The organism is Rhodococcus sp. RDE2, from assembly GCF_020885655.1.
Lineage (GTDB): Bacteria > Actinomycetota > Actinomycetes > Mycobacteriales > Mycobacteriaceae > Rhodococcus > Rhodococcus pyridinivorans.
Genome location: NZ_AP025186.1, coordinates 4,292,619 through 4,316,003 on the forward strand (window position 1 = coordinate 4,292,619; position 23,385 = coordinate 4,316,003).

The window sequence follows — 23,385 nt, forward strand, 5'->3', positions numbered from 1 at the left end:
ATTACCGGTGACCGTTCCCCTCTCCATCCTCGACCTCGCACACATCGGCAAGGGCGAGACCGCCCGTGAGAGCTTCGACGCCAGCGTGAAGATGGCCCAGCTCGCCGAGCAGTGGGGTTACCGGCGCATCTGGTACGCCGAACACCACAACATGCCGACGATCGCCTCGTCGGCGACGAGCGTGCTCATCGCGCACGTCGCCGCGCACACCTCGTCGATCCGTCTCGGCGCGGGCGGCATCATGCTGCCGAACCACTCGCCGCTGACCATTGCCGAACAGTTCGGCACCCTCGCCACACTGCACCCCGGTCGCATCGACCTCGGTCTCGGCCGCGCCCCCGGCAGCGACCAGAAGACCATGCGGGCGCTGCGCCGCGACCCGACCTCGGCCGACAGCTTTCCGCAGGACGTCCTCGAACTGCAGGCCTACCTGAAGGGCGAGTCGCGGATCCCGGGGGTCGACGCGATCCCCGGTAAGGGCACCGACGTTCCCCTGTACATCCTGGGCTCGTCGCTGTTCGGCGCGAAACTCGCTGCCCTGCTCGGTCTTCCGTACGCCTTCGCGTCGCACTTCGCGCCGCAGGCCCTCGAGGACGCGGTGCGGCTGTACCGCCGCGAGTTCCAGCCCTCCCCCGATCACCCGGTGCCGCACGTCATCGCGGGTGTCGGCGTGATCGCTGCCGACACCACCGAGGAGGCGCAGTCGCTGTTCGAGGCGACCAAGCGGGCTCGGGTCGTGCAGATGGTCGGACGTGGGCGCACGTTCACCGAGGAGGAGATCGACATGCTGCTCGACTCCCCCGCCGGCATGCAGGTGCTCGAGATGCTCCGGTACACCGCCGTGGGCACCCCGCAGGAAGTGCGCGACTACCTCGACCGGTTCACCGAACGCGCGCAGGCCGACGAGCTGATCGTCGTGTCGTCGGCTCCCGGGCGCGATGCGTGGCTGCGTTCACTGGAGCTTGTTGCGCAGGTCAGCGACCTCGTCCCGGCCTGATCGCCGAAGACCGGCGGATCAGGCTACCGACGGGTACACTTCAGCGGCCGGCCAGGCACGGCTGAGAACCACGAGTCGTCAACCGCCAGGAGCACGATGAAGTACCGCACCCGCGCTGTCGCAGCGGCAGTTCTGACCGCTGCGGCGGCGATCACCGCACCGGCCACTGCGGCCGCCGATTCCCTGCCCACCGACGGGCCCACGATCACGCTGACGATCCACAACGACACCGACGCACCGATGGTGCTCACGTCGAAGGACAATCCGTACGGGACGTGGGTGGACGAGCCGGCCACCGTGGTCCCGGCCCGTTCCACCGAGACGGTCTCGGCGAGCAGCGCCGACCGGCGCGGGTTCGGCATCCAGATCGACTACACGATGCCCGGCGACGCGACCGTGGCGCTCATGGCCAACAACTACGGCACGGGCGTCGCGAACAGCGACGGCACCCACATCGGAGGTGCCAACCGGCACGGTTTCGAGGTCGCGACCACCGTGGAGGACGGATATCCGTTCATGACAGCGGGCTTCGCCGTCACCCGCCCCTGAGACGACGAACCGGGCCCGGAGGGATACTGCGTATCCTTCCGGGCCCGATTCGTATGTGCGTCAGCGTGTGGCCGCGTCCATCACGGACAGGTGCGCGAACAGCGCGCTCGCACCGATGGGGTTGCCGCCGCCCGGGTAGACGGTGCCGCTCGGTGCGGCCATCGTGTTGCCCGCCGCGTACAGGCCGGGGATCGGGGTGCCCTCGCTGTCGAGCACGCGCCCGACGGTGTCGGTCCGCAAACCGCCCTTGGTGCCGAGGTCGGAGATGCCGAACTGCGCCGCGTGGAAGGGGCCCTGTTCGATCGGGACCAGCGCGGACCCACCACCGGTGAAGGCGAGATCGTAGGGTTCGTCCCCGCGACCGAAGTCCTCGTCGACTCCCTTCGCGGCCAGCTCGTTCCACCGCGCGACGGTCGCCTTCAGGGATTCGGCGGGCACACCGATCTGCTCGGCGAGTTCCTCGAGGGTGTCGGCGGTCTTCCACAGTCCCGCGTCGACGTACTTCTCGGTCTCGACGAGCGGCACGTTCGTCGCCCCGACCGGCGGGACCTCACCGTTCCGGTCGTCGTAGATCATCCAGAACGGCAACGTCATCTCGCCGCGTTCCATGCGGGCGATGACGTCGCGGCCCAGCCGGTCGTAGGGTGCGTACTCGTTGGTGAACCGCGCGCCGTCCTGGTCGACGAAGATGCCGCCTGTGAAGCACAGTGCGAACGCCGAACGTCCGTCCGGGTGGGTCAGCCCCGGCGACCACCAGGCCTCGCCCATCAGATCCACATCGGCGCCGACTGCGATACCCGCCTGGTGCGCCTTGCCGAGATTCGACCACGGGCCCATCGAGTCCCGCGCGGCGCCCGGCACCCCGTACTTGCCTCGCATCTCGTCGTTCTGATCGAAGCCACCGGCGGCGAGGACGACGCCCTTGCGCGCGCGGATCGCCCGTCGCTCACCGTCGTTCCCGACGATCGCGCCCACGACCACGCCGTCCTCGACGATCAGTTCCTCGAGGGGGGTGTTCCGGTACAGGTCCACATTCGGATACTTGCGCAGGGCGATCAGGAATCGGCCGACGAGCGCGCGACCACCGATGAGCATGTCGGGCAGGGGTTCGCCGTTGCGTTCGCGGCCGAGCGGGCCGCGGATCGACTCGTTGAGTTCGGGATCGTCGGCGATGGGCAGCGGCGACGGGACGATGTGACGTCCCTGGGCACGGGCCTTGGGCGCCTTGCCGAAGTAGTCGGGCCACGGGTAGACCATGAATTCGAGGTCGTCGTCGGATTCGAGGTAGTCGATCAGCGGGGCGCCGCCGCGGACGTAGGCTTCCTGCAGCTCGCGCGGGGTGCGGTCGCCGACGACCGCGTGGTAGTAGGTCAGCGCGTCTTCGATGGTGTCGTCGTCACCGGCACGCTGCAGCACCGCGTTGGTGGGGAACCAGACACCGCCGCCCCCGGAGTACGCCGTGGTGCCGCCGAAGTACTCGGACGCCTCGACGAGGATCACCGAGAGTCCTTCACGTGCAGCGGTGTACGCACCGCAGCACCCTCCGGCTCCCGACCCCACCACGAGGACGTCGCATTCTTCCGCCCACTCCGCCATGACTGCTGCCTTCCGTCGACCGTTCGTGTGGAACACGCCACACTAGGCAGACCACGACGGGTCCCGACACGCTCATCTCGCTGGGCGGGAGAAAATCGTCCGGTCGGTCCCGCTCGACCGCGGTGCGGTCAGTCTCGCTCGACCGCGGTGCGGTCAGTCTCGCCTGTTGCGCGGCTTCCACACGACGAGGGCGTTGCTGCGCGGAATCGGCACCAGATCACCGCGCGTCGAACGCAACTGGGCGACCTCCGCGTGGAGTTCGGCGACGCGCTGATGCAGCGCCTCGACCTGGTTGGTCAATTCGATGATTCGCTTGATCCCGGCGAGGTTGACACCTTCGTCCTGGGAGAGTCGCTGCACCTCGCGCAGCAGTTCGACGTCGCGCGGCGAGTACCGGCGGCCGCCGCCGCTGGTGCGGTGCGGGGTGACGAGTCCGAGCCGGTCGTAGTTACGCAGCGTCTGCGCATGCATCCCGGCGAGTTCTGCTGCCACCGAGATGACGTAGACGCGCGCATCGGGGTCCGGTGACAGATCCCGTGGCATTCTCGTCTCGCTCATCACGCACCTGCCCATCCCTCTCGAGGATCGAAACCGCTTGCCTCTTCTGCACGAAGATAGTTGTGCAGCGCTTCCGTCGCCTTCTCGTCGAGATTCTGCGGGATCGCGACCTTCACCGTGACGAGAAGATCACCGGCGCCGCCCCCGCGCTTGGGGACGCCTCGTCCGCGGACCCGCAGGACCCGGCCGTCGGCCGTTCCCGGCGGGATCTTCAGCCCGACGCGGCCGTCGAGGGTCGGCACCGAGACGGTGCCGCCGAGGACGAGTTCGCCGTAGCTGACGGGCAGCACGAGGGTCAGATCGTCGCCCTCACGACCGAACACGCGGTCGGGGCGCACGTGCACCGTCACGAACAGGTCGCCGGACGGGGCGCCGCGCAGACCGGCCTCGCCCTGACCGGCGAGGCGGATACGCGAACCGTCCTTGATACCTGCGGGGACCCGCACGGTGATGGTGCGGGTGCGGTTCTGCACGCCGGTACCGCGGCAGTCGCTGCAGGGGTTGTCGATGATCGATCCACTGCCCCGGCAGTCGTCGCACGGTTCCGAGAATCCGAAGGCGCCCTGGTTGCGGGAGACCACACCGCTTCCGTTGCAGTTCGGGCAGACCCGCGGGCTCGTTCCCGGCTGGGCACCGCTGCCGTGGCAGGTGGTGCACGGCGCTGGGCTGGTCATCCGCAGGGGAACCGTGACGCCCTGGACGGCGTCGCGGAAGTCGAGTGTCGTCTCGGTCTCGACATCGGAGCCGCGGCGCGGACGCGAACGGGCGCCCGGTGCCGCTCCGCCGGCGCGGTTGAACAGGCCGCCGAAGAGGTCGCCGAGTCCACCGTCGCCGGCGCCACCGCCGAACAGGTCGCCGATGTCGAAGGTCGCTCCGGTGCCACCGGAGAATCCGCCGGCGCCGGGACGGAAGCCGCCCTGCATGCCGCCGGAGGCGAACATGCGGCGGGTCTCGTCGTATTCCTTGCGCTTGGCGGGATCCGACAGGACGGCGTTGGCCTCGCTGACGGCCTTGAAACGTTCTTCGGCCTTGGCGTCACCGGGGTTGGCGTCGGGATGCAGGTCCCGCGCCAGTTTCCGGTAGGCCTTCTTGATCTCGTCCTGCGTTGCGTCGGGGGAGACGCCCAGGTCCTTGTAGAAGTCCTTCTCGATCCACTCCCGCTGGCTCACCGGGCGTCTCCTCCTCTCGCGTTTTCTTGTTCTTACTCTGTGCCCGGCTCGGCCGACGGCGCGTCGCCCGGCGTGTCCGCCGGATCGCCGTCGGTGACCGTCACCATCGCGTGCCGCAGGATGCGGTCGCCGAAGCGGTAACCCTTGCGGAGCACCGCCCCGAGCACCGGGTGGTGACCGTCGCCTTCCATCTGGACGGCCTCGTGCAGCTCGGGATCGAAGGCGTCGCCTTCCTCGCCGAACGCGACGAGTCCGACACTGTCGAACACGGCGGTCAGCTTGCCGGACAGCGCCTTCAGCGGACCCGTCTCCAGGTCGCCGTGGGCGCGGGCCCGGTCGAGGTCGTCGAGGACGTCGAGGAACTTCGCCGCGACGGAGGCCTTGGCCTCCTCCGCGATCGCCGTGCGCTGCGCCTCGGCGCGGCGACGGTAGTTCGCGTACTCCGCGCTCACGCGCTGCAGGTCGGCAGTGCGCTCGGCGAGTTCCTTCGCCTCCTGCGACTGTCCTTCGGTCTGCTCGGCCTTCTCGGTGTCACCCTCCGCAGGAACCGACTCGATCACCTCGCCCTCCTCGGCGCGCGGCTCCTCGGCGGGGTCGCGCACCTCGAAGGTCTCGGGGTCGATCCGTCGCTTGTCGGTGACGGTCACCGGTTCCTGCTCGGGCTTGTCGGCACTCACTTCTTCTCCGAATCGTTCGGCTCGTCGACGACCTCGGCGTCGACGACGTCGTCGGCACCTGCGGCCGCGCCGTCACCGGCAGCGGCACCCTCGGCGCCCTGCGCCTCGTAGATGGCCTGGCCGAGGGCCTGCGACTCGGTCGCGAGCTTCTCGACGGCGGCCTTGACCGCGTTGATGTCGGAGCCGGCGAGAGCGTCGTTGGCTTCCTTGACGGCAGCCTCGACCTTCTCCTTGACGTCGGCCGGGACCTTGTCCTCGTTCTCCTTGATGAACTTCTCGGTCTGGTGCACGAGCGACTCGGCCTGGTTGCGGACCTCGGCCTCCTCGCGACGCTTGCGGTCCTCCTCGGCGTGGGCCTCGGCGTCCTTGACCATCCGATCGATCTCCTCCTGGGAGAGGCCGGAGCCTTCCTGGATCTTGATCGTGTTCTCCTTGCCGGTGCCCTTGTCGCGGGCGGTGACGTGGACGATGCCGTTGGCGTCGATGTCGAAGGTCACCTCGATCTGCGGGACACCGCGCGGAGCCGGCGCGATGCCGCCGAGCTCGAACGAACCGAGCAGCTTGTTGTGCGCCGCGATCTCACGCTCGCCCTGGTAGACCTGGATCTGCACGGACGGCTGGTTGTCGTCGGCCGTGGTGAAGGTCTCGGACCGCTTGGTGGGGATCGTGGTGTTGCGCTCGATGAGCTTGGTCATCACGCCGCCCTTGGTCTCGATACCGAGCGACAGCGGGGTGACGTCGAGCAGCAGCACGTCCTTGACCTCGCCCTTGAGGACGCCGGCCTGCAGAGCTGCACCCACGGCGACGACCTCGTCGGGGTTCACGCCCTTGTTGGGCTCGCGACCACCGGTGAGCTCGCGCACCAGGTCGGTGACGGCGGGCATACGGGTCGAGCCGCCGACCAGCACGACGTGGTCGATGTCGCCGACGGAGATGCCTGCGTCCTTGACGACCTGCTGGAACGGAGCGCGGGTGCGCTCGAGGAGGTCGCCGGTGATCTTCTGGAACTCCGAGCGGGTGAGCTGCTCGTCGAGGAACAGCGGGTTCTTGTCCGCGTCGACGGTGATGTAGGGCAGGTTGATCGAGGTCGACTGCGAGGACGACAGCTCGATCTTGGCCTTCTCGGCAGCCTCACGCAGACGCTGCATAGCCATCTTGTCCTTGGTCAGGTCGACGCCGTGCTGTGCCTTGAACTTGTCGACGAGCCAGTTGACGATGCGCTCGTCCCAGTCGTCGCCACCGAGGTGGTTGTCGCCGGAGGTCGCGCGGACCTCGACGACGCCGTCGCCGATCTCGAGGAGGGAGACGTCGAAGGTGCCGCCACCGAGGTCGAAGACCAGGATGGTCTGCTCCTTCTCGCCCTTGTCGAGGCCGTAGGCGAGGGCAGCCGCGGTGGGCTCGTTGACGATGCGCAGGACGTTGAGGCCGGCGATGGTGCCGGCTTCCTTCGTGGCCTGACGCTGGGCGTCGTTGAAGTACGCCGGGACGGTGATGACTGCGTCGGTGATGTCCTCACCGAGGTAGGCCTCGGCGTCGCGCTTGAGCTTCATCAGCGTGCGGGCGCTGATCTCCTGCGGCGTGTACTTCTTGTCGTCGATGGCCACGGTCCAGTCCGTGCCGATGTGGCGCTTGACCGAACGGATGGTGCGGTCGACGTTGGTGACCGCCTGGTTCTTGGCGGGCTGGCCCACCAGAACCTCACCGTTCTTCGCGAATGCGACGACGGACGGGGTGGTACGGGACCCCTCGGCGTTGGCGACCACAACGGGCTCGCCGCCTTCCAGAACGGAAACGACCGAGTTGGTGGTTCCGAGGTCGATGCCGACCGCACGAGCCATAATTTTCCTCCAATGTTCCTGCCGCGGCGCGTACACGCCGCGAAAACGTTCCTGCTCCCCCGGACCTGTTCGACCCGGGTGAGCGCGGTCGACTCAAGCCTGCACCCGATCGACTCACGTCGTCAAATGAGGTTGAGCCTAGTGCGCTCAAGTTGTCTGACTCATCCAACGGCAGGTCGCGGATTTTTGTTCCGATCGTGACGTAGATCACTTCCGCGTCGGATCGCGCTGTTCTGCCGCTCCCCTGCCGTCCCCGGAAACGACCCGCTGGGCGGGAAAGACCGGTGCCCCGCCCGTTCCACCCGCCCTAGCGTGAGGCCACTTCATGAACCTCCGTGTCCGTTCCGGGACCGGACTGTTCGCGCTCGTGGAAGGACTCCAAGTTGAACGGCCAGCATCCCCGATCCGTCGTCACCGCACCTGATGCCACCACCGGGACCACGTCGTACGACGTCGTCGTGGTCGGGGCCGGCATCGCCGGTCTCTACGCGATCCACAGATTCCGCAGCCAGGGCCTGACGGTCCGCGCGTTCGAGGCAGCGTCGGGGGTGGGCGGGGTCTGGTACTGGAACCGCTACCCCGGCGCGCGCTGCGACGTCGAGTCGATCGACTACTCCTACTCCTTCTCCCCCGAACTCGAGCAGGAGTGGAACTGGAGCGAGAAGTACGCCACCCAGCCCGAGATCCTCGCCTACCTCGAGCACGTCGCCGACCGGTTCGACCTGCGCCGCGACATCCGGTTCGACACCCGCGTCACCTCCGCGGTCCTCGACGAGGAGGGCCTGCGCTGGACCGTGCGCACCGACCGCGGTGACGAGGTCTCCGCCCGCTTCCTCGTCGTGGCCGCCGGGCCGTTGTCTAACGCGAACACCCCGGCCTTCGACGGTCTCGACCGCTTCGCCGGCGACATCGTCCACACGGCCCGCTGGCCCCACGACGGCGTCGATTTCACCGGCAAGCGCGTCGGCGTGATCGGCACGGGATCGTCGGGCATCCAGTCGATCCCGATCATCGCCGAGCAGGCCGAGCAGCTGTTCGTCTTCCAGCGCTCGGCGAACTACAGCATCCCCGCCGGCAACGTGCCGCTCGACGACGCCACCCGCGCCGAGCAGAAGGCGAACTATGCCGAGCGACGCCGGCTGTCCCGGGAATCCGGCGGCGGCTCCCCGCACCGGCCGCACCCGAAGTCGGCACTCGAGGTGTCCGAGGAGGAACGCCGCGCCGTCTACGAGGAACGCTGGAAGCTCGGCGGCGTCCTCTTCTCCAAGGCGTTCCCCGAGCAGCTCACCGATCCGGCTGCCAACGACACCGCCCGTGCGTTCTGGGAGGAGAAGATCCGCGCGGTCGTCGACGATCCTGCGGTCGCCGAACTGCTGATCCCCAAGGACCACGCCATCGGCGCCAAGCGCATCGTCACCGACAGCGGGTACTACGAGACGTACAACCGCGACAACGTCGAACTCGTCGACCTGCGCAGCACCCCGATCGTGGGCATGGACGAGACCGGCATCGTCACCACCGGCGCGCATTACGACCTCGACATGATCGTCCTCGCGACCGGCTTCGACGCCATGACCGGTTCGCTCGACAAGCTCGAGATCGTCGGCCGCGGCGGTCGAACACTGAAGGAGAAGTGGGCGGCCGGCCCGCAGACCTATCTCGGGCTCGGCATCGACGGCTTCCCCAACTTCTTCAACCTCACCGGTCCCGGCAGCCCGTCGGTCCTCGCGAACATGGTGTTGCACTCCGAACTCCACGTCGATTGGGTCGCCGACGCGATCGCCAATCTCGATGCGCGCGGCGCCGCCGGTATCGAGGGCACGCCGGAGGCCGTCGCCGACTGGGTGGAGGAATGCCGCAACCGGGCCGAGGCGTCGCTGCTGAACTCCGCGAACTCCTGGTACCTCGGTGCGAACATCCCGGGGCGGCCCCGTGTGTTCATGCCCTTCCTCGGCGGCTTCGGCGTCTACCGCGAGATCATCACGGAGGTCGCCGAATCCGGGTACAAGGGATTCGCGATCCTCGAGGGCCGAGACCCCGGACGGTAGGACAAAGGACCGACCGGTTGCGCCCGTCGAGCAATTCGTCCGGGCGCAACCGGTGGTGGTCCGACCCAGTGCTTACTTGATGCAGTGACCGGCATCGACGGGCAGGGTGACACCGGTGATGTAGCGGGACTCCTCGGAGGCGAGGAACAAGCTCGCGTTCGCGATGTCCTCGGGTTCGATCAACGGCACGGGGAGCAGGTGCATCGACTGCAGGGCCGTCTCGAACTGCTCCCGCGTCGGGTTCTCGACACCCGGGCAGAAGGTGCGCATCGTGGCCGGGTTCTCCACCATCGTGGTCCGGGTGTTGGCGGGGTGGATCGTGTTGACCCGCACCCGATGCGGGGCGAGTTCGTTGGCGAGCGACTTCATCAGCCCCACCACACCGTGCTTGGCGGCGGTGTAGTGCCCGACGCTCACGAGCCCGCGCAGACCGGCGATCGAACTGACGAGCACGATCGAGCCTCCGCGACCACCGGTCACGATGTGTGGGATCGAGGCCTTGCACGTGCGCCACACGCCGGTGAGGTTGACGTCGAGCATCGTCTGCCAGCGTTCGGCGTCCAGCTCCGTCGCCCGTCCCGACGAGCTGATCCCCGCCGTCGCGCAGACGACGTCGAGCCGGCCGAGCGCCGCGACACCCTGCGTCACCGCGTCGTCGAGCGACGGTTGATCACGCACGTCCACCTCGAAGGGGCAGATCTTCCGGCCGAACGATTCCACGAGCCGCACGGTCTCGGCGAGATCGTCGGGTGACGCACCGGGTGTGGTCGCGTGGTCCACCGGCGCGCACACGTCGACGGCGACGATGTCGGCGCCTTCCTGCGCGAATCGCACCGCCTGGGCACGCCCCATCCCCCGCGCCGCGCCGGTGATCAGCGCGACCTTCCCGTCCAGACGCCCGCTCATCACGCCACCTTCTGGGTCAGGCCGCCGTCGACGACCATGTGCAGCCCGGTGACGTACCGGGATTCGTCGGACGCCAGGAACAGCACCGCGTTGCTCACGTCGACCGGTTCGACCCACGGCACGCGCAGCAGCGTCTTCGTCGACAGCACCTCCGCGGCGTCGTCGGCGGTGGGCGCCTCGAGGTCGGGGCGCAGCCGCGCGAAGGTCGCGGGATTGAGCGTCATCGGTGTCGCCGCCGCACCCGGGTGAACCGTGTTGACACGGATCGCCAGGGGCCCGAGTTCGTTCGCCAGCGTCTTGGCCAGACCCGTGACCGCGTGCTTCGCCGCCGTGTAGTGGGACGCACCGGGTACGGCCTTGATCGCGGCGGTGGAGCTGACGAGGATCACCGATCCGCCTGCGGAACCGAGTTCGGCGACACCGGCTTTGACGGTGTGCCACGTGCCGGTGAGGTTGACGTCGATCGACCGGTTCCAGATCTCGTCGTCGATCTTCCAGGACGGACCCGGATTGTCGCTGATGCCGGCGTTGGCGATCACGACGTCGAGCGGCCCGAGTTCGGCCACCCCGGCCCGCACCGCCGCGACCACCGCGTCGAGGTCGCGGACGTCCGCCGTGCCGGTGACGATCCGGCGCCCCGTGGCGCGTACGAGGCGGGCGGTCTCGTCCAGTTCCGCCTCCGTGCGGCCGCCCGGCAGGTCCAGCGCGACGATGTCGGCACCCTCCTCCGCCAGCCGCGTCGCACATGCGCGCCCCAGCCCACCTGCGGCGCCCGTGATCAGCGCGACCTTCCCGGTCATCCGTGCCATGAACGTTCCTTTCGCCGTGATGTGCCGCGACGCTAACGACCGCGGGTGTTCCCTCGGGAGGGCTTCTCCCGTGTGACGGGAGGCCTGTTCTGCCCGCCGGTTCGTCGCATTCCATCCAGCGGGAGACACGCTTCACACGGCGAGTGGCCGACGAGTTCCATGAGGCGCATCACAAGTCTCTCCACCACTGACGGCACGGAGGAATTCATGTCCATCGACACCGCACGGTCCGGTTCGGACGACGACGTCGAGATCCGCGAGATCCAGGCTGCGGCCGCTCCCACCCGCTTCGCACGGGGCTGGCACTGCCTCGGCCTGCTCCGAGACTTCCAGGACGGCAAGCCGCACTCCATCGAGGCCTTCGGAACCAAGCTGGTCGTGTTCGCCGACAGCAAGGGGCAGCTCAACGTCCTCGATGCCTACTGCCGGCACATGGGTGGCGACCTGAGCCGCGGCGAGGTCAAGGGCGACTCGATCGCGTGCCCGTTCCACGACTGGCGCTGGAACGGCAAGGGCAAGTGCACCGACATCCCCTACGCCCGGCGCGTCCCGCCGATCGCGAAGACCCGCGCCTGGACGACCCTCGAACGCAACGGCCAGCTGTACGTCTGGAACGACCCGCAGGGCAACCCGCCGCCGGAGGACGTCACCATCCCGGAGATCGCCGGTTATGGCACCGACGAGTGGACGGACTGGAGCTGGAAGAGCCTGCGAATCAAGGGCTCCCACTGCCGTGAGATCGTCGACAACGTCGTCGACATGGCGCACTTCTTCTACATCCACTACTCGTTCCCGCGCTACTTCAAGAACGTCTTCGAGGGCCACACCGCCACGCAGTACATGCACTCGACCGGTCGCGAGGACGTCGTCAGCGGCACCAACTACGACGACCCCAACGCCGAACTGCGTTCGGAAGCGACCTATTTCGGTCCGTCGTACATGATCGACTGGCTCGAATCCGATGCCAACGGCCAGACCATCGAGACCATCCTCATCAACTGCCACTACCCGGTGAGCAACAACGAGTTCGTGCTGCAGTACGGCGCGATCGTCAAGAAGCTCCCGGGTGTGTCGGACGAGATGGCCGCCGGGATGGCCGCGCAGTTCGCCGAGGGTGTGCAGCTCGGTTTCGAGCAGGACGTCGAGATCTGGAAGAACAAGGCACCCATCGATAATCCGCTGCTGTCCGAGGAGGACGGCCCGGTCTACCAGCTGCGTCGCTGGTACCAGCAGTTCTACGTCGATGTCGAGGACATCACCGAGGACATGACCAAGCGCTTCGAGTTCGAGATCGACACCACCCGGGCGGTCGCGAGCTGGCAGAAGGAGGTCGCGGAGAACCTCGCGAAGCAGACCGAAGGCACGACCGCGACCCCCTAGAGCCCCCTCCTCGCATCCCCCACCCCACCAGAAGGAACACGATCATGAGCTACGAAGTCCTGGCCGGCATCGAGGCCGCGGCCGACGACATCTTCCTCGAAGGTGTCGAGGCCGAACGAATCGGCAAGGTCGCCGACGCGACCGTCAAGCGCATGAAGGAGTCCGGCTCCATCCGTATGCTGCAGCCCAAGGAGCACGGCGGTTTCGAGTCGCATCCGCGCGAGTTCGCCGAGACGGTCATGCGGATGGCGTCGCTCAACCCCTCGGCCGGCTGGGTCCACGGCATCGTGGGCGTGCATCCCTGGCAGCTCGCGTTCGCCGATCCCAGGGTCCAGCAGGAGGTCTGGGGCGAGGACCAGGACACGTGGCTCGCGTCGCCGTACATGCCGGGCGGCATGTGCGTTCCGGTCGACGGCGGCTACAAGTTCTCCGGCAGGTGGTCGTTCTCCTCGGGTACCGACCACTGCGACTGGGCGTTCCTCGGTGCGATGGCGTGCAACCCGGACGGCAGCGTGCAGATGCCGCCGCGCATGCTGCACGTGATCATCCCGCGGTCCGACTACCGGATCATCGACGACTCGTGGGACGTCGTGGGTCTGCGCGGAACGGGGTCGAAGGACGTCGTCGTCGAGGACGCGTTCGTGCCGGACTACCGCGTCATGGATTGCGACGAGGTCATCGACGGCACCGCCGTCCGCAAGTACGGCCGCACCGAGTCGCTGTACCTGATGCCGTGGTCGAACATGTTCCCGCTCGGAATCACCTCGGCCACCATCGGCATCTGCGAGGGCCTGCTGCACCACGCCAACGAGTACCAACGCGAGCGCATCAACCCGCAGGGCACGGCCGTCAAGGACGATCCCTACACCCTGTTCGCGATCGGCGAGGCCACGGCGAAACTGCGGTCGGCGCGGGATTCGTTGCTCGCCAACGTCGATCGCATGTGGGACATCGTCGACTCCGGGAAGACGCCGACCTTCGAGCAGCGTGCTCTCGGCCGCGAGACCCAGGTGAACGCCGCCTGGCAGGCCGTCACGGCCGTCGACCAGGTCTACGCCCGGTGCGGCGGCAACGCCCTGCGGATGGACAAGCCGATGCAGCGTTTCTGGCGCGACGCACACGCCGGTCTGCACCACGCGATCCACGTCCCGGGCACGGTCTACCACGCGGCGACGCTGAGCGGCCTCGGTGTGGACCCGCAGGGTCCGCTGCGGGCGATGATTTGACCTTCCCCCACATCCGAACCGACAACGGAGACAACAGTATGAGCAAGTTCGACGCCGGAAGTTTCGGCACCGACATCCGCGGTCTGGGATACGTGAAGATCCAGACGAACGACATGGAGCGCTGGCGGAAGTTCGCGTTCGAGGTCCTCGGCTTCGCCCAGGGGTCCGGGCCGGAGGAGAACGCGCTGTACCTGCGCATGGACGAGCGCAGCGCGCGCATCGTGGTGGTGCCGGGCGAGGACGACCGGGTCGTCACGATCGGTTGGGAGGTCCGCGACCGCGCGGCTCTGGCACGTGTCCAGGCAGCCGTCGAGGCGGCCGGGGTGGCCGTCAAGCCGCTGTCGGTCGAAGAAGCCGACCTGCGCCGGGTGGAGGAGGTCATCACCTTCCAGGATCCGAGCGGCGCGACCCTCGAGGTCTTCCACGGCGCGGTGCTCGACCACAGCCCGGTGGTCACGCCGTTCGGCGCGAAGTTCGTGACGGGCGCGCAGGGACTCGGCCACGTCGTCCTGCCGGTCACCGACATCAACGGCACCTTCGACTTCTACACCGAGGTTCTCGGCTTCCTGCCGCGCGGCGCCTTCCGGTTGCCGGCACCGCCGGAGTTCGGGCCGATCCGCCTGCGCTTCCTGGGGGTCAACCAGCGCCACCACAGCCTCGCGCTGATTCCCGCCCCGCACGGCGGCGCTCCGGGCCTGATCCACCTCATGGTCGAGGTCGACACCCTGGACGCGGTCGGCCAGGCTCTCGACCGGGTCGTCAAGGACGGTTTCTCGGTGTCGTCGACGCTGGGCCGCCACACCAACGACAAGATGGTGTCGTTCTACGTCCGCGCCCCCGGTGGCTGGGACATCGAGTTCGGTACCGACGGGCAGCTCGTGGACGAGACGTTCTACACGTCCGAGGAGATCACCGCCGACAGCTACTGGGGCCACGACTGGTCCGGTAGCGAGCCGCTCGCCGCCATGTAGCACCACCCTCTGCGCACCACCGCACAACCGCAGATCGCTCCCCGAAGAGGGGGAACCCCGTCCACGAGGACAGCGGGTTCCCCCCTCTTCGGTGTGCAATCTCGGTGATCCACTTCACAAACGCGCGCGCGTGTGTCACTATTTCTAATAGAAAGACCTACGTCAGTTGGGTTTCGTGGCGATTCTCGCCCCTGATCGAGGGAGATATCGGTGACCGCACCCGCGACTGCAGACTCCACCCCCACCGCGATCCTCGAACGGATCTCGCTCGTCCTGGACGCCTTCGACGGCCCCGGACGGCTCACGCTCGCCCAGGTCGTCAGGCGAACCGGGCTGCCCCGCTCGTCCGCCCATCGGATGCTCGAACGACTCGTCGAGATGCGGTGGCTGCGCCGCGAGGGCCGCGACTACGAGCTCGGCACCCGCCTCATGGAGCTCGGCTCGATCGCTGTCCACCAGAACCGCCTGCACAGCGCCGCCGCTCCGATCCTGCACGACCTGCACCGCGCCACCGGCTACGTCGTGCACCTCGGCGTACTCGACGGGCCCGACGTGCTCTATCTCGACAAGGTCGGTGGCCGGCTCGCCACGGAGCTGCCCACCCGCGTCGGCAGCCGCTATCCCGCACGCAATTCCGCGATCGGCAAGGCCCTGCTCGCCTACACCCCGCCCAGCACCGACGACCTCACCGAGCTCACCCCCGAACTGCGCAAGGTCCGCGAGACGGGCGTGGCGTACGAGGTGGCGCGGATCTCCGGCGGGATCGGCATCATCGCCGTCCCGATCGGCCCCGTCGGTGATGTCGTCGCCGCCCTGTCCATCTGCGGACCGACCAGCCACGTCAAGTTCGACCATCGCCACGCCGCCCCGGTCCGTATGGCAGCGAACGCGATCCACCGATCTCTCTCAGGACGCCCCCGCGCTGCGCAGGTCGTGCCGCGAGCGCACCACCCGGGCCTGTCCGCAGCGACGGCACAGCCCCGCCTGCAGTACGCCTGAGGGCGCTCCGCTCTGCCCGGACGGTCCCCGCACCGGGCGGAGCGGCCGACTCAGCTGCGCTCGCGCCGTTCGAGACCCAGCACGAAGTCCTCCACGTCGCGCCAGGACCCGGCGACCTCCGGAACAGGATTGCCCAGTTCGTCACGGGCCCGGACGGACGAGAAGGTCTCGGCCGCCTCGTCGATGTCGGCCAGTACCTGTTTCGCCAGATCGATCTCGGCCTGGAAGTAGCGTTCGGCCCAGATCAGGCTCATCCGGGAGAACGCCCATGCGGGTTCGCGGTTGGCGTGATCGCCGTGCAGCTTCGCCTGCTCCCGCATGGTCTCCATGTTCTCGATGTGCGACCGGACGAGCTTCTTCAGCTCGTCGGGCTCGTTGAGATGTCCCATCCACAGACGCAGCATGAGACCGTGCTTGAGGACCGGTTGTTCGACGGGCGCAGCCCGCGACCAGTTCCGCACGGCACGGGTGCCACGTTCGGTGATGCGGTAGACCCGCCGGCCACGCTCCCCCGGCTCGGAGATCATCTCCGACTCGGCCAGCCCCGCCGCCTCGAGCTTCTTGAGTTCGGCGTAGATCTGGCTGACGGACGGACTCCAGTAGAAGAAGCCGATGCTCCAGTCCGCCCACTTCTTCAGGTCGTAACCGGTGAGTCCCTCACCGAAGGTGAGCATGCCCAGAACGGCCCAACTCGTGGCGGGCAACGACGGGTAGCTGTCGTCGGAAGCGTCGGCGACAGGCTCGATCTCGGGCATGATCGAAGCCTAACAGCCCAGGTAGATGAGGGTGCACCGCGCTGGATACCGCCCGCTGAGCGGAACACGGTCTCCCGTTCCGTGGGAGAACGGGAGACTCGGCCGGTCGCCGCAACTACCGTCGCTGTCACAGCCCCCAGGAGGTCCGATCATGGAAAGCGTCACCTGCAACCACTGCAGCAATCGCGTCCTCGTCGAGAAGTACAGCGAGGCACACACCAGCATCCAGTGGCTCGACGACGCCGACAGCGTCTGCCCCGAGTTCGCGCGGGCCCGCACCGCCCAGGAAGGCCGTGCCTGGATCCCCACCTGCCACAAACTGCAGCAGACGATCGACGACCTGATCGTCTCCGGCCAGATCGGCCTGTCGCTGCGCAGCTATCCGGTACCCGGCCGCCTCGAATGACGCGGAGCGCGGCCGGGATCCGCCGGATCACATCCCCCGCGCCTCGTTCGCCTTCGTGATGAACTCGATCTGTTCACGACTCGGCCCGCAGAACTCCTGCTCGATCTGCTGCGCGTTGTCCTCGTGCATGCGGTAGAGGCTGTCGCGTAGGCCCTCGTCGCCGCCGTGGAACTGCTCGAGCAGACCCATCCATTGCCGTGCCATCTCCTGGGCCTCGGGAGAAGCCGGATCCATCCCCGCACTCAGTGCAGCGTCGACACGTGGGATGAGCTCCTGCCACGACGCCTCCGCCGCCGTGATGACGTCGTCGCCCAGCCTTGCGCGTCGTTCCGCGAGGTCTGCGATCTGTCCCTTGTCGAAATACTTCTCGAAGACGTCGTCCACTTCGATCACTCCTCGGATCACCTGAAGGAAGTCGGCGACCGATGCATCCGGCGACGTTCGGACCGTGCGGGAGAGCATCTCGACCTGGGCGCGCAGCGTGCGGGTTGCCGCGAGCTGATCGTCCAGGTAGGCACGGTGTGCATCGAGGATCTCCGACAGCGAGGTGTCACCGTCGGTGACCGTGGCGATCGCGTCCAGCGACAGCCCGAGCTGACGCAGCACCAGCACCTGGTACAGCCTCTCGACGTCCGGCTCCTCGTACAACCGGTGACCCGACGCCGTCCGGCCCGACGGCCGCACGAGGCCTATGTCGTCGTAGTGATGCAGGGTCCGCACGGTCAGGCCCGTCTCCGCTGCGAGACGCCCCACCTTCCATTGCTGTCCGGAACGTGTCTGCTGCATCGTCCACCCACTTCCACCGGCACTCCGTGTACCGGCACGATCGACGCTATGACCTCACGTTACGTGAGGTGCAAGCCGATCGTCCGGCTACAACTCGTCTACCGGCCGGCTCCCGCGACCAGCCCCTCCGCACTGCGCGCCGCCACCGCTGCGGCCTTCGCGGTGAACGGATCGAGCAGCGGATGCTCTGCGCGGGATCGCCAGTGCCGCACCGCGTCGACGGCTGCCGCGCGGATCTCGGCGGGCGACGCGTCGTCGGCGAGTCCGAGGCGCCGGGTGGCGCCGATCCCGGATCCACCGACCACACGCTGCAGCGCCAGGACCTCCTCGTCGGGCAACGACACCGACGCCGACCGCAGTCTGCCCAGCAGGCGGAGTTCGGCGAAGCCGTGGTCGTCGGCCAGTTCGCGTCGCACGGCTCCCAGCAGGTCGTGATCGCCGCACGCGTGCAGCACCCGTTCGAGCGCCAGCAGCGCCGAATGGGTCTTGAGCTGATCGGCGCGCTGACCGAACTGCACGTCGATGACCTGGCGCAGCTCGTCGAGCCCGCTGCGCGCGACGAGTTCGGCGGCGAGCGACGGTGAATCGCGCGCGCCGAGCTGCACGAGCAGAACTGCGGTGCGGATGCCGAACAGACCGAACCGGTCGACGAGACGTGCCCGCATCCCGGGGTCGACGGGCAGGTCGACGTCGGGCCGCGCGAAGCGGTCGGCGGACAACATCGCGACCTGCAGTTGGTCCGACGGCACCCGGGCGAGCGCCTCGAAGGCCGCGAACTCGTTCTGCCGCAACGTTCGTGCGGCGAGCGCGAGCAACCCGGCGACCGGCACGACCGCCTGGCACAGTCCGGTGCGTTCGAGTTCGTCGGTGAACCTCGCCGCGACCTGCTTCGCCGACATCATCGCGTCGGCGCGACCGGCACCGACCTCGTCGGCACGCGAGACCACGCCGACGATGCCGAGCGGCCCCGATCCCCCGCCGACATGGCGGCCGATCCGTTCGAGGAACTCGACGTCGGCGGCGCCGAGCGAACGCATCAGGTAGACGGCGGCGTCGGCACCCGAGGCCGATTCCTCCGGGGTGAGCAGCGCCAGGGTCCGCGCCGACACGTCCTGCGACAGCGACGACGTGCCCGGGGTGTCGATGATGGTGGTCTGCGCCAGCGCGCTGGCGGGCCATTCGACGTCGATGAAGTCGACGCGATCGGCGGTGAGTTCGCCGAGGTCGAAGGTCAGACGCCCGTCGGGACGGTGCACGGGCACCGGCATGCGGCGCTCCCCGTCGTACCAGGCGTTCACCGACGGCACGGGCCCGTTGCGGTACCAGGTGACGACGCGTGTGCACTCCGTCGCATCGGTGGGCGCGATGTCCTGTCCCACAAGCGCATTGAGCAGAGTCGACTTGCCGGCCTTGAGCGATCCGGCGAGCGCGACCCGCAGCGGCTGATCGAGTCGCGCGGCGCAGTGGTCGAGCCGGTCCGCGACGGCCGGGTTCCCGCCGTACGACGCGCGTGCCCGGTCGAGCAGGTCGCGGGCGCGCGCGAGGGCCGGGGTCACGCCGACACTCCCGCGAGTTCCACGGCGCGCTCGCGCAATCGGCTCAGTTCCGCGACCTGCGTGTCGAGTTCGCCGATCCGACGCCGGCGTTCCTGTTCCTGCACGGTCGCGGCCTGACGGGTCGCTTCGAGCGACTCGTCGAGCGAACGCAGTGTCTGTTCGGCGATCTCGGTGAAGTGATCGCGCAACTGCCGCTGGATGAGGCGGAGCCGGTCCTTGGATTCCTTCCCTACCTGGAAGCTCACGTCGTCGGTGAAGGCGCGGATCGCGTTCTTCGCGTCGGCGCGGCGTCTGGCGAGCCGAACCTGCTTGTCGTCGCGATACGCCTTGGTACCCAATACGACTCCGGCTCCCACCGAGATCGGGTTCACGAGCGCCATCCCCATCAGGGTGGTGACGAGACCGAACATCAGCACGCCACCGTAGGAACCCTTCATGCCGACGAGCACCTTCTGACCGATACCGATCCGGCCGGACTCGAGATCGGACAGGTTCTCGACGGGATCGAGCAGCGTCGACAGGTCGCCGAGATGCAGCGACGGCAGGGATGCGTCGTCGAGCGCGAAGTGCTCCGCCACCCTGCCGGCGAGGATCCCGGCGCGTTCGTGCGCCCACACGAAGTTGTCGCCGACCGATTCGGCGACCTGCTCGGCGAGCCACTGCCCCAGCCGGGGCCATTCCTTGCCCGGATCACACTCGTCCACGGACGCTTCGGCGTCGCGGGTCACTGTGCGCAACCGGTCGCGCAGGTCGTGGTCGATGTCGGCCGCGAGATCGGCGATGCCGTCCGACAACGTGATCTGCCACCGCGCCGCCCGCGTCCGCAACGCCTCGGTCGCGGCACGCGCCCGGCGCAGGTCCTCGATCGCGGCGTTCCCGGATTCGGGGTCGCACAGCGCAGCGAGTTCGCTCTCGCAACCGAGCGCGAGATGGTCGACGACGGTCTTCACGTCGTGTGCCACCGACAGGCGCGCCGAGTCGGCGTTGCGCGCGACGACCTGGTCGCGCAGGAAGTCGTAGATCGCGTCGAAGCCGGATTCCTGCTGCAGCGACGCATCGTCGGTGCGCAGGGCGTATTCGCGCAGCAGGGACGAGACGGGCAGCAACGGCAGGTCGAGCCCGGCGCGCTGCAGGTGTTCGCGGTCGGCGTCGACGATCGCGCGCCAGTGCGGATACATGTCGGTCTTGGTTACGAGCACCGCCGACGCCGGGCACAGTGTCTGCACCTGCCGCAGGAACGCCATCTCCGGAGCGGTGAACTCCTGGCTCGCATCCGAGACGACGAAAACCGCGTCCGCGGTGGCGAGGAGCGTCAATGTGGCTGCGGTGTGCGGATTTCCGTGCCCGCCCACACCCGGGGTGTCGACGAACACGAGCCCGTCGGCGAGCAGTGGACTCGGCACGCTCACCTCCAGCCGTTCGACGTCCCGGCCGGCACTGCGCGGCGCGACCTGCTGCAGGTCGTCGAAGGGGACGGCGATGCGCGGCGCCGAACCGGTCGGGACGAGTTCGGCCGACGGCTCCTGCCCGTGCTGCACGAGCGTGGGGACCGCGGTGGTCTCGTCGTCGCCGACGGAACACACCTCGAGGCCGAGCAGTGCGTTCACGAACCGGCTCTTGCCCTGGTTCAGTCCCCCGACGACGACCACCCGCAGTCGCGGGTCGGTGACCTTCGTGCGGGCGGCCGTCAGCCGGTCGGTGAGATCGTTGCGCCCGGCGCTGCGGGAGCGCGCGATCACGGAGTCGATCAGGTCGAGGAGCGCTCGGCGTCTCGAGGGATCGGATGAATGCTGCGTATCCGGTGAATGCTGCATGGGCTGCGTCGACTCGCCTTCCATCGGTGCGGGCTCCGGCCATTATGTCCCGGAGCCCGCACCGCTGCGGTCAGGGCAGCAGTCCGTCGAGGTCGGTGGAGTCGGCGACACCGAGCGAAGAGTCGCCACCGGCGCCGGCGAACAGGCCGCCGCCGAGACCGGAGGTCGCGGTGAGGCCGCCTTCGCCGAACAGTCCCGCAGCTCCCGATGCGGAGCCGAAGACGTCCTCGCCGACCGATGCCCAGCTCTCCGCACCACCCGACAGAGCTGTATCCACTCCGCCCGTCAGGGCCGTCCCCACCTGCGTGGACAGTTCGGCACCGAGGTCGGCTGCGCTCTCCAGTCCGCCGGAGACACCGAGGTCGGCGGCAGCGCCCAGGTCTGCCGCACCACCGAGATCCAACGAACTCTCGAAATCGGTGGCTGCACCCAGGTCGACCGACGTTCCCAGCCCACCGGCTGCACCGATCCCCGAGTCGATCGCCGCGCCGAGGTCCGCACCCACGTTCACCCCGGCCCCGAGTTCCGCCGCCGTGTCCAGCGCACCGTCGAGGGCGTAACCGAGCTGACCGGTGGCTTCGGCACCGGCGCCGAGGCTGCCGCCGATCGTCGTCGCGAGCTGCGTGCCGAGATCGGCACCCGCATCGAGGGACACCGACCCCGCGGCAGTCTCGAGTGCACTGCCGAGCTGCAGGCCGAGCTCGGCGCCTGCCGCACCACCGGTCGCGAAGGTCGAGCCGAGGACGGACGACAGGTCCGTTCCGAGGCTCGTCCCCGCCTGCACGGTCGAATCGACGGTCGCGCCGATATCGGTGGTCGAGCCGATGGCGACGTTCAGCGCGGACGACAGTTCGGTGGTCGCGGTGGTCTCGAGGCCCAGCGCGCCGCCGAGCACCCCACCGACCACCGTGCCGAGGTCGATGCCCGCACCGGTCTCCGCATCGATCTCACCACCACCGGAGAGGACCGCGTCGAGGTCGACGCCGCCGAGCAGGCCACCGTGCGCACCGCTCTCGATGACGGTCCCCAGCGCGGCACCGAGATCGGCCGCAGCGCCGCCGCCCGCTCCGAGCAGGGCCGAGAGGGACGCACCGAGACCGAGGGTCGCGCCCACGCCGGCGTCGAGACCGGCGGCGAGGTCGGTTCCCAGGCCGGCACCGAGATCGGCCACACCACCGAGGACACCACCCAGGCTCGTGCCGAGCGCGCCGGTCAGTTCCGTGCCCACGCCGAGGACGCCACCGAGCGTCGTGCCGAGCGCGACCCCGAGTTCGGCACCGCCGTCGAGGGCTGCGGTGAGCTCGGTCGAGAACGCACCCCCGGCGTCGACGGCAGATTCCAGCAGGCCACCGAGGGCAAGGCCGATGTCGGCGCCGAGCGTGCCCCCGATACCCAGGGCTCCTTCGAGGGTGGTCGCGAGGTCGGCGCCGAGACCGCCCGAGGCCTCGACAGCCGCGTCGATCGCGGCGGCGAGATCGGCGGCGGCACCGACGCCCAGGCCCAGTCCGCCTTCGAGCGCTCCGGCCAGTGCCCCACCGACGTCCAGGGCACCCCCGAGGTCGAGGGCTCCACCGAGTTCGAGGCCCGCGCCGAGTGCACCACCGAGTGCCGCTCCCAGGGAAGCACCGAGCTCGCCACCGGCTTCGAGCGCCGCTCCGAGCTGTGCACCGAGATCGGCGACGATCCCGGTGTGCGCGCCGACGGTCCCGCCGAGGTCCAGTCCGCCGCCGAGCCCCAGACCGCCACCGAGTCCTGCTCCGACACCGAGGCCCAGGCCGGCGGCGCCACCGAGGCCCACTGCTCCACCGAGACCTGCCGCTCCGCCGAGGCCGGCCGCAGCGGTGCCGGCGATCGACGCTCCGACGTTCGCCGCACCGTTCAGCGCTGCGGTCAGTTCGGCGGCGGTCCCGGCGAACAGACCGCTGTCCGCGACCAGCGGGGCGACGGCGACGATGTCGGCGTGGCACACGTCGTCCAGTCCGGCTTCGGTGAGGACGGCCTCGGGGTTGCTGCAGTACCGGGCGAGTTCCTTCTCGTCGCGGAACAGGCCGAGGATGAAGTCGAGTACGGCGTTGGTGGCCATCGCGTGTCTCCTGAGTCGTGGGGATCTGGGAACGACGCTACGAATCCGCGGGTCACGGGCACAGGGGGTGCGGCCCCCTGTCTGCCGTCGACCGTTAGGGGATCGGGGTGCGGGGGCATCGGGGTCGTTAGGGGATCGTCCCCACGATCGGGCCGGTGGGCGGTGTGGGAGCTAACAGGTCACGGGGTGGGAACGACAGGCTCATCGAGACCGAACGGTGGAACGAGATCGCGGACCTGTGTCCGCCAGAACCCGGGAGCAT

Annotated in this window: 20 protein-coding genes; 8 read left to right on the plus strand and 12 right to left on the minus strand. The window is 68.7% G+C overall.

Annotation, left to right across the window (positions count from 1 at the left end; genetic code table 11):
- Positions 1-7: 7 nt before the first annotated feature.
- Positions 8-997: an LLM class flavin-dependent oxidoreductase gene (locus tag LPH33_RS20015; RefSeq protein WP_229565624.1), complete on the plus strand. Its 990-nt coding sequence runs from the start codon at positions 8-10 to the stop codon at positions 995-997.
- Between the two features lie 96 nt (positions 998-1,093).
- On the plus strand, positions 1,094-1,546 hold the full coding sequence (locus tag LPH33_RS20020) for a hypothetical protein (protein ID WP_229565626.1): 453 nt from the start codon (positions 1,094-1,096) through the stop codon (positions 1,544-1,546).
- Positions 1,547-1,606: 60 nt separating this feature from the next.
- Here the strand turns inward: LPH33_RS20020 and LPH33_RS20025 are convergent, their stop codons facing one another.
- The 5 genes from LPH33_RS20025 to dnaK form a co-directional block, all read right to left on the minus strand.
- Positions 1,607-3,142, minus strand: a complete 1,536-nt coding sequence (locus LPH33_RS20025) for an FAD-binding protein (protein ID WP_060650481.1) — start codon at positions 3,140-3,142, stop codon at positions 1,607-1,609.
- A gap of 153 nt (positions 3,143-3,295) precedes the next feature.
- Complete coding sequence (locus tag LPH33_RS20030; protein WP_060650480.1) at positions 3,296-3,700, minus strand: heat shock protein transcriptional repressor HspR; 405 nt, start codon at positions 3,698-3,700, stop codon at positions 3,296-3,298.
- Complete coding sequence (dnaJ, locus tag LPH33_RS20035) at positions 3,700-4,869, minus strand: molecular chaperone DnaJ (protein WP_229565627.1); 1,170 nt, start codon at positions 4,867-4,869, stop codon at positions 3,700-3,702. The genes LPH33_RS20030 and dnaJ overlap by 1 nt, the downstream gene beginning before the upstream one ends.
- 32 nt (positions 4,870-4,901) lie before the next feature.
- Positions 4,902-5,546, minus strand: a complete 645-nt coding sequence (gene grpE / locus LPH33_RS20040; protein ID WP_059384607.1) for a nucleotide exchange factor GrpE — start codon at positions 5,544-5,546, stop codon at positions 4,902-4,904.
- The gene (dnaK, locus tag LPH33_RS20045; protein ID WP_059384608.1) at positions 5,543-7,384 is read right to left on the minus strand and encodes a molecular chaperone DnaK; all 1,842 of its coding nucleotides are present in this window, start codon (positions 7,382-7,384) and stop codon (positions 5,543-5,545) included. The genes grpE and dnaK overlap by 4 nt, the downstream gene beginning before the upstream one ends.
- 383 nt (positions 7,385-7,767) lie before the next feature.
- Here dnaK and LPH33_RS20050 point away from each other — a divergent pair, with 383 nt between their 5' ends.
- On the plus strand, positions 7,768-9,432 hold the full coding sequence (locus LPH33_RS20050; RefSeq protein WP_420714454.1) for a flavin-containing monooxygenase: 1,665 nt from the start codon (positions 7,768-7,770) through the stop codon (positions 9,430-9,432).
- Between the two features lie 72 nt (positions 9,433-9,504).
- On the opposite strand, the gene LPH33_RS20055 is transcribed toward LPH33_RS20050, so the two are convergent.
- The gene (locus LPH33_RS20055; protein WP_229565629.1) at positions 9,505-10,338 is read right to left on the minus strand and encodes a mycofactocin-coupled SDR family oxidoreductase; all 834 of its coding nucleotides are present in this window, start codon (positions 10,336-10,338) and stop codon (positions 9,505-9,507) included.
- Entirely contained in the window at positions 10,338-11,147 is an 810-nt protein-coding gene (locus LPH33_RS20060) for a mycofactocin-coupled SDR family oxidoreductase (protein ID WP_145964768.1), read from the minus strand. Before LPH33_RS20060 ends, LPH33_RS20055 begins: the two co-directional genes overlap by 1 nt.
- Positions 11,148-11,354: 207 nt before the next feature.
- On the opposite strand from LPH33_RS20060, the gene LPH33_RS20065 reads away from it, so the two are divergent.
- From LPH33_RS20065 to LPH33_RS20080, 4 genes are all read left to right on the plus strand, one after another.
- Positions 11,355-12,527, plus strand: a complete 1,173-nt coding sequence (locus LPH33_RS20065) for a Rieske 2Fe-2S domain-containing protein (protein ID WP_106201671.1) — start codon at positions 11,355-11,357, stop codon at positions 12,525-12,527.
- A 44-nt stretch (positions 12,528-12,571) separates the two neighbouring features.
- Positions 12,572-13,753 (plus strand): hydroxylase, encoded by a 1,182-nt coding sequence (locus LPH33_RS20070; RefSeq protein WP_106201337.1) that lies wholly within the window; start codon positions 12,572-12,574, stop codon positions 13,751-13,753.
- 38 nt (positions 13,754-13,791) lie between these two features.
- On the plus strand, positions 13,792-14,724 hold the full coding sequence (gene bphC / locus LPH33_RS20075; protein ID WP_106201336.1) for a biphenyl-2,3-diol 1,2-dioxygenase: 933 nt from the start codon (positions 13,792-13,794) through the stop codon (positions 14,722-14,724).
- A 210-nt stretch (positions 14,725-14,934) separates the two neighbouring features.
- The gene (locus tag LPH33_RS20080; protein WP_059384615.1) at positions 14,935-15,723 is read left to right on the plus strand and encodes an IclR family transcriptional regulator; all 789 of its coding nucleotides are present in this window, start codon (positions 14,935-14,937) and stop codon (positions 15,721-15,723) included.
- A 50-nt stretch (positions 15,724-15,773) separates the two neighbouring features.
- Here LPH33_RS20080 and LPH33_RS20085 read toward each other — a convergent pair whose 3' ends face one another.
- Complete coding sequence (locus LPH33_RS20085) at positions 15,774-16,478, minus strand: PadR family transcriptional regulator (protein ID WP_059384616.1); 705 nt, start codon at positions 16,476-16,478, stop codon at positions 15,774-15,776.
- A gap of 151 nt (positions 16,479-16,629) precedes the next feature.
- Between LPH33_RS20085 and LPH33_RS20090 the strand changes: the two genes are divergently transcribed.
- Entirely contained in the window at positions 16,630-16,884 is a 255-nt protein-coding gene (locus LPH33_RS20090; protein ID WP_016695946.1) for a hypothetical protein, read from the plus strand.
- Positions 16,885-16,911: 27 nt separating this feature from the next.
- On the opposite strand, the gene LPH33_RS20095 is transcribed toward LPH33_RS20090, so the two are convergent.
- The 4 genes from LPH33_RS20095 to LPH33_RS20110 form a co-directional block, all read right to left on the minus strand.
- Positions 16,912-17,670 (minus strand): MerR family transcriptional regulator, encoded by a 759-nt coding sequence (locus tag LPH33_RS20095; RefSeq protein ID WP_016695945.1) that lies wholly within the window; start codon positions 17,668-17,670, stop codon positions 16,912-16,914.
- A gap of 98 nt (positions 17,671-17,768) precedes the next feature.
- Complete coding sequence (locus tag LPH33_RS20100; RefSeq protein WP_145709580.1) at positions 17,769-19,226, minus strand: dynamin family protein; 1,458 nt, start codon at positions 19,224-19,226, stop codon at positions 17,769-17,771.
- The gene (locus LPH33_RS20105; RefSeq protein WP_229565630.1) at positions 19,223-21,040 is read right to left on the minus strand and encodes a dynamin family protein; all 1,818 of its coding nucleotides are present in this window, start codon (positions 21,038-21,040) and stop codon (positions 19,223-19,225) included. Before LPH33_RS20105 ends, LPH33_RS20100 begins: the two co-directional genes overlap by 4 nt.
- 70 nt (positions 21,041-21,110) lie before the next feature.
- Positions 21,111-23,123: an IniB N-terminal domain-containing protein gene (locus tag LPH33_RS20110; RefSeq protein WP_229565632.1), complete on the minus strand. Its 2,013-nt coding sequence runs from the start codon at positions 23,121-23,123 to the stop codon at positions 21,111-21,113.
- Between the last annotated feature and the right edge of the window lie 262 nt (positions 23,124-23,385).

Excerpts from the sequence above, each read along its gene's own strand:
- LPH33_RS20095 (WP_016695945.1), bottom strand. The coding sequence starts at position 17,670 with ATGCAGCAGACACGTTCCGGACAGCAATGGAAGGTGGGGCGTCTCGCA.
- LPH33_RS20030 (WP_060650480.1), bottom strand. The coding sequence starts at position 3,700 with ATGAGCGAGACGAGAATGCCACGGGATCTGTCACCGGACCCCGATGCG.
- LPH33_RS20085 (WP_059384616.1), bottom strand. The coding sequence starts at position 16,478 with ATGCCCGAGATCGAGCCTGTCGCCGACGCTTCCGACGACAGCTACCCG.
- LPH33_RS20055 (WP_229565629.1), bottom strand. The coding sequence starts at position 10,338 with ATGAGCGGGCGTCTGGACGGGAAGGTCGCGCTGATCACCGGCGCGGCG.
- LPH33_RS20070 (WP_106201337.1), top strand. The coding sequence starts at position 12,572 with ATGAGCTACGAAGTCCTGGCCGGCATCGAGGCCGCGGCCGACGACATC.
- LPH33_RS20110 (WP_229565632.1), bottom strand. The coding sequence starts at position 23,123 with ATGGCCACCAACGCCGTACTCGACTTCATCCTCGGCCTGTTCCGCGAC.
- LPH33_RS20090 (WP_016695946.1), top strand. The coding sequence starts at position 16,630 with ATGGAAAGCGTCACCTGCAACCACTGCAGCAATCGCGTCCTCGTCGAG.
- LPH33_RS20020 (WP_229565626.1), top strand. The coding sequence starts at position 1,094 with ATGAAGTACCGCACCCGCGCTGTCGCAGCGGCAGTTCTGACCGCTGCG.
- LPH33_RS20105 (WP_229565630.1), bottom strand. The coding sequence starts at position 21,040 with ATGCAGCATTCACCGGATACGCAGCATTCATCCGATCCCTCGAGACGC.
- bphC (WP_106201336.1), top strand. The coding sequence starts at position 13,792 with ATGAGCAAGTTCGACGCCGGAAGTTTCGGCACCGACATCCGCGGTCTG.
- dnaK (WP_059384608.1), bottom strand. The coding sequence starts at position 7,384 with ATGGCTCGTGCGGTCGGCATCGACCTCGGAACCACCAACTCGGTCGTT.
- LPH33_RS20025 (WP_060650481.1), bottom strand. The coding sequence starts at position 3,142 with ATGGCGGAGTGGGCGGAAGAATGCGACGTCCTCGTGGTGGGGTCGGGA.
- LPH33_RS20065 (WP_106201671.1), top strand. The coding sequence starts at position 11,355 with ATGTCCATCGACACCGCACGGTCCGGTTCGGACGACGACGTCGAGATC.
- LPH33_RS20060 (WP_145964768.1), bottom strand. The coding sequence starts at position 11,147 with ATGGCACGGATGACCGGGAAGGTCGCGCTGATCACGGGCGCCGCAGGT.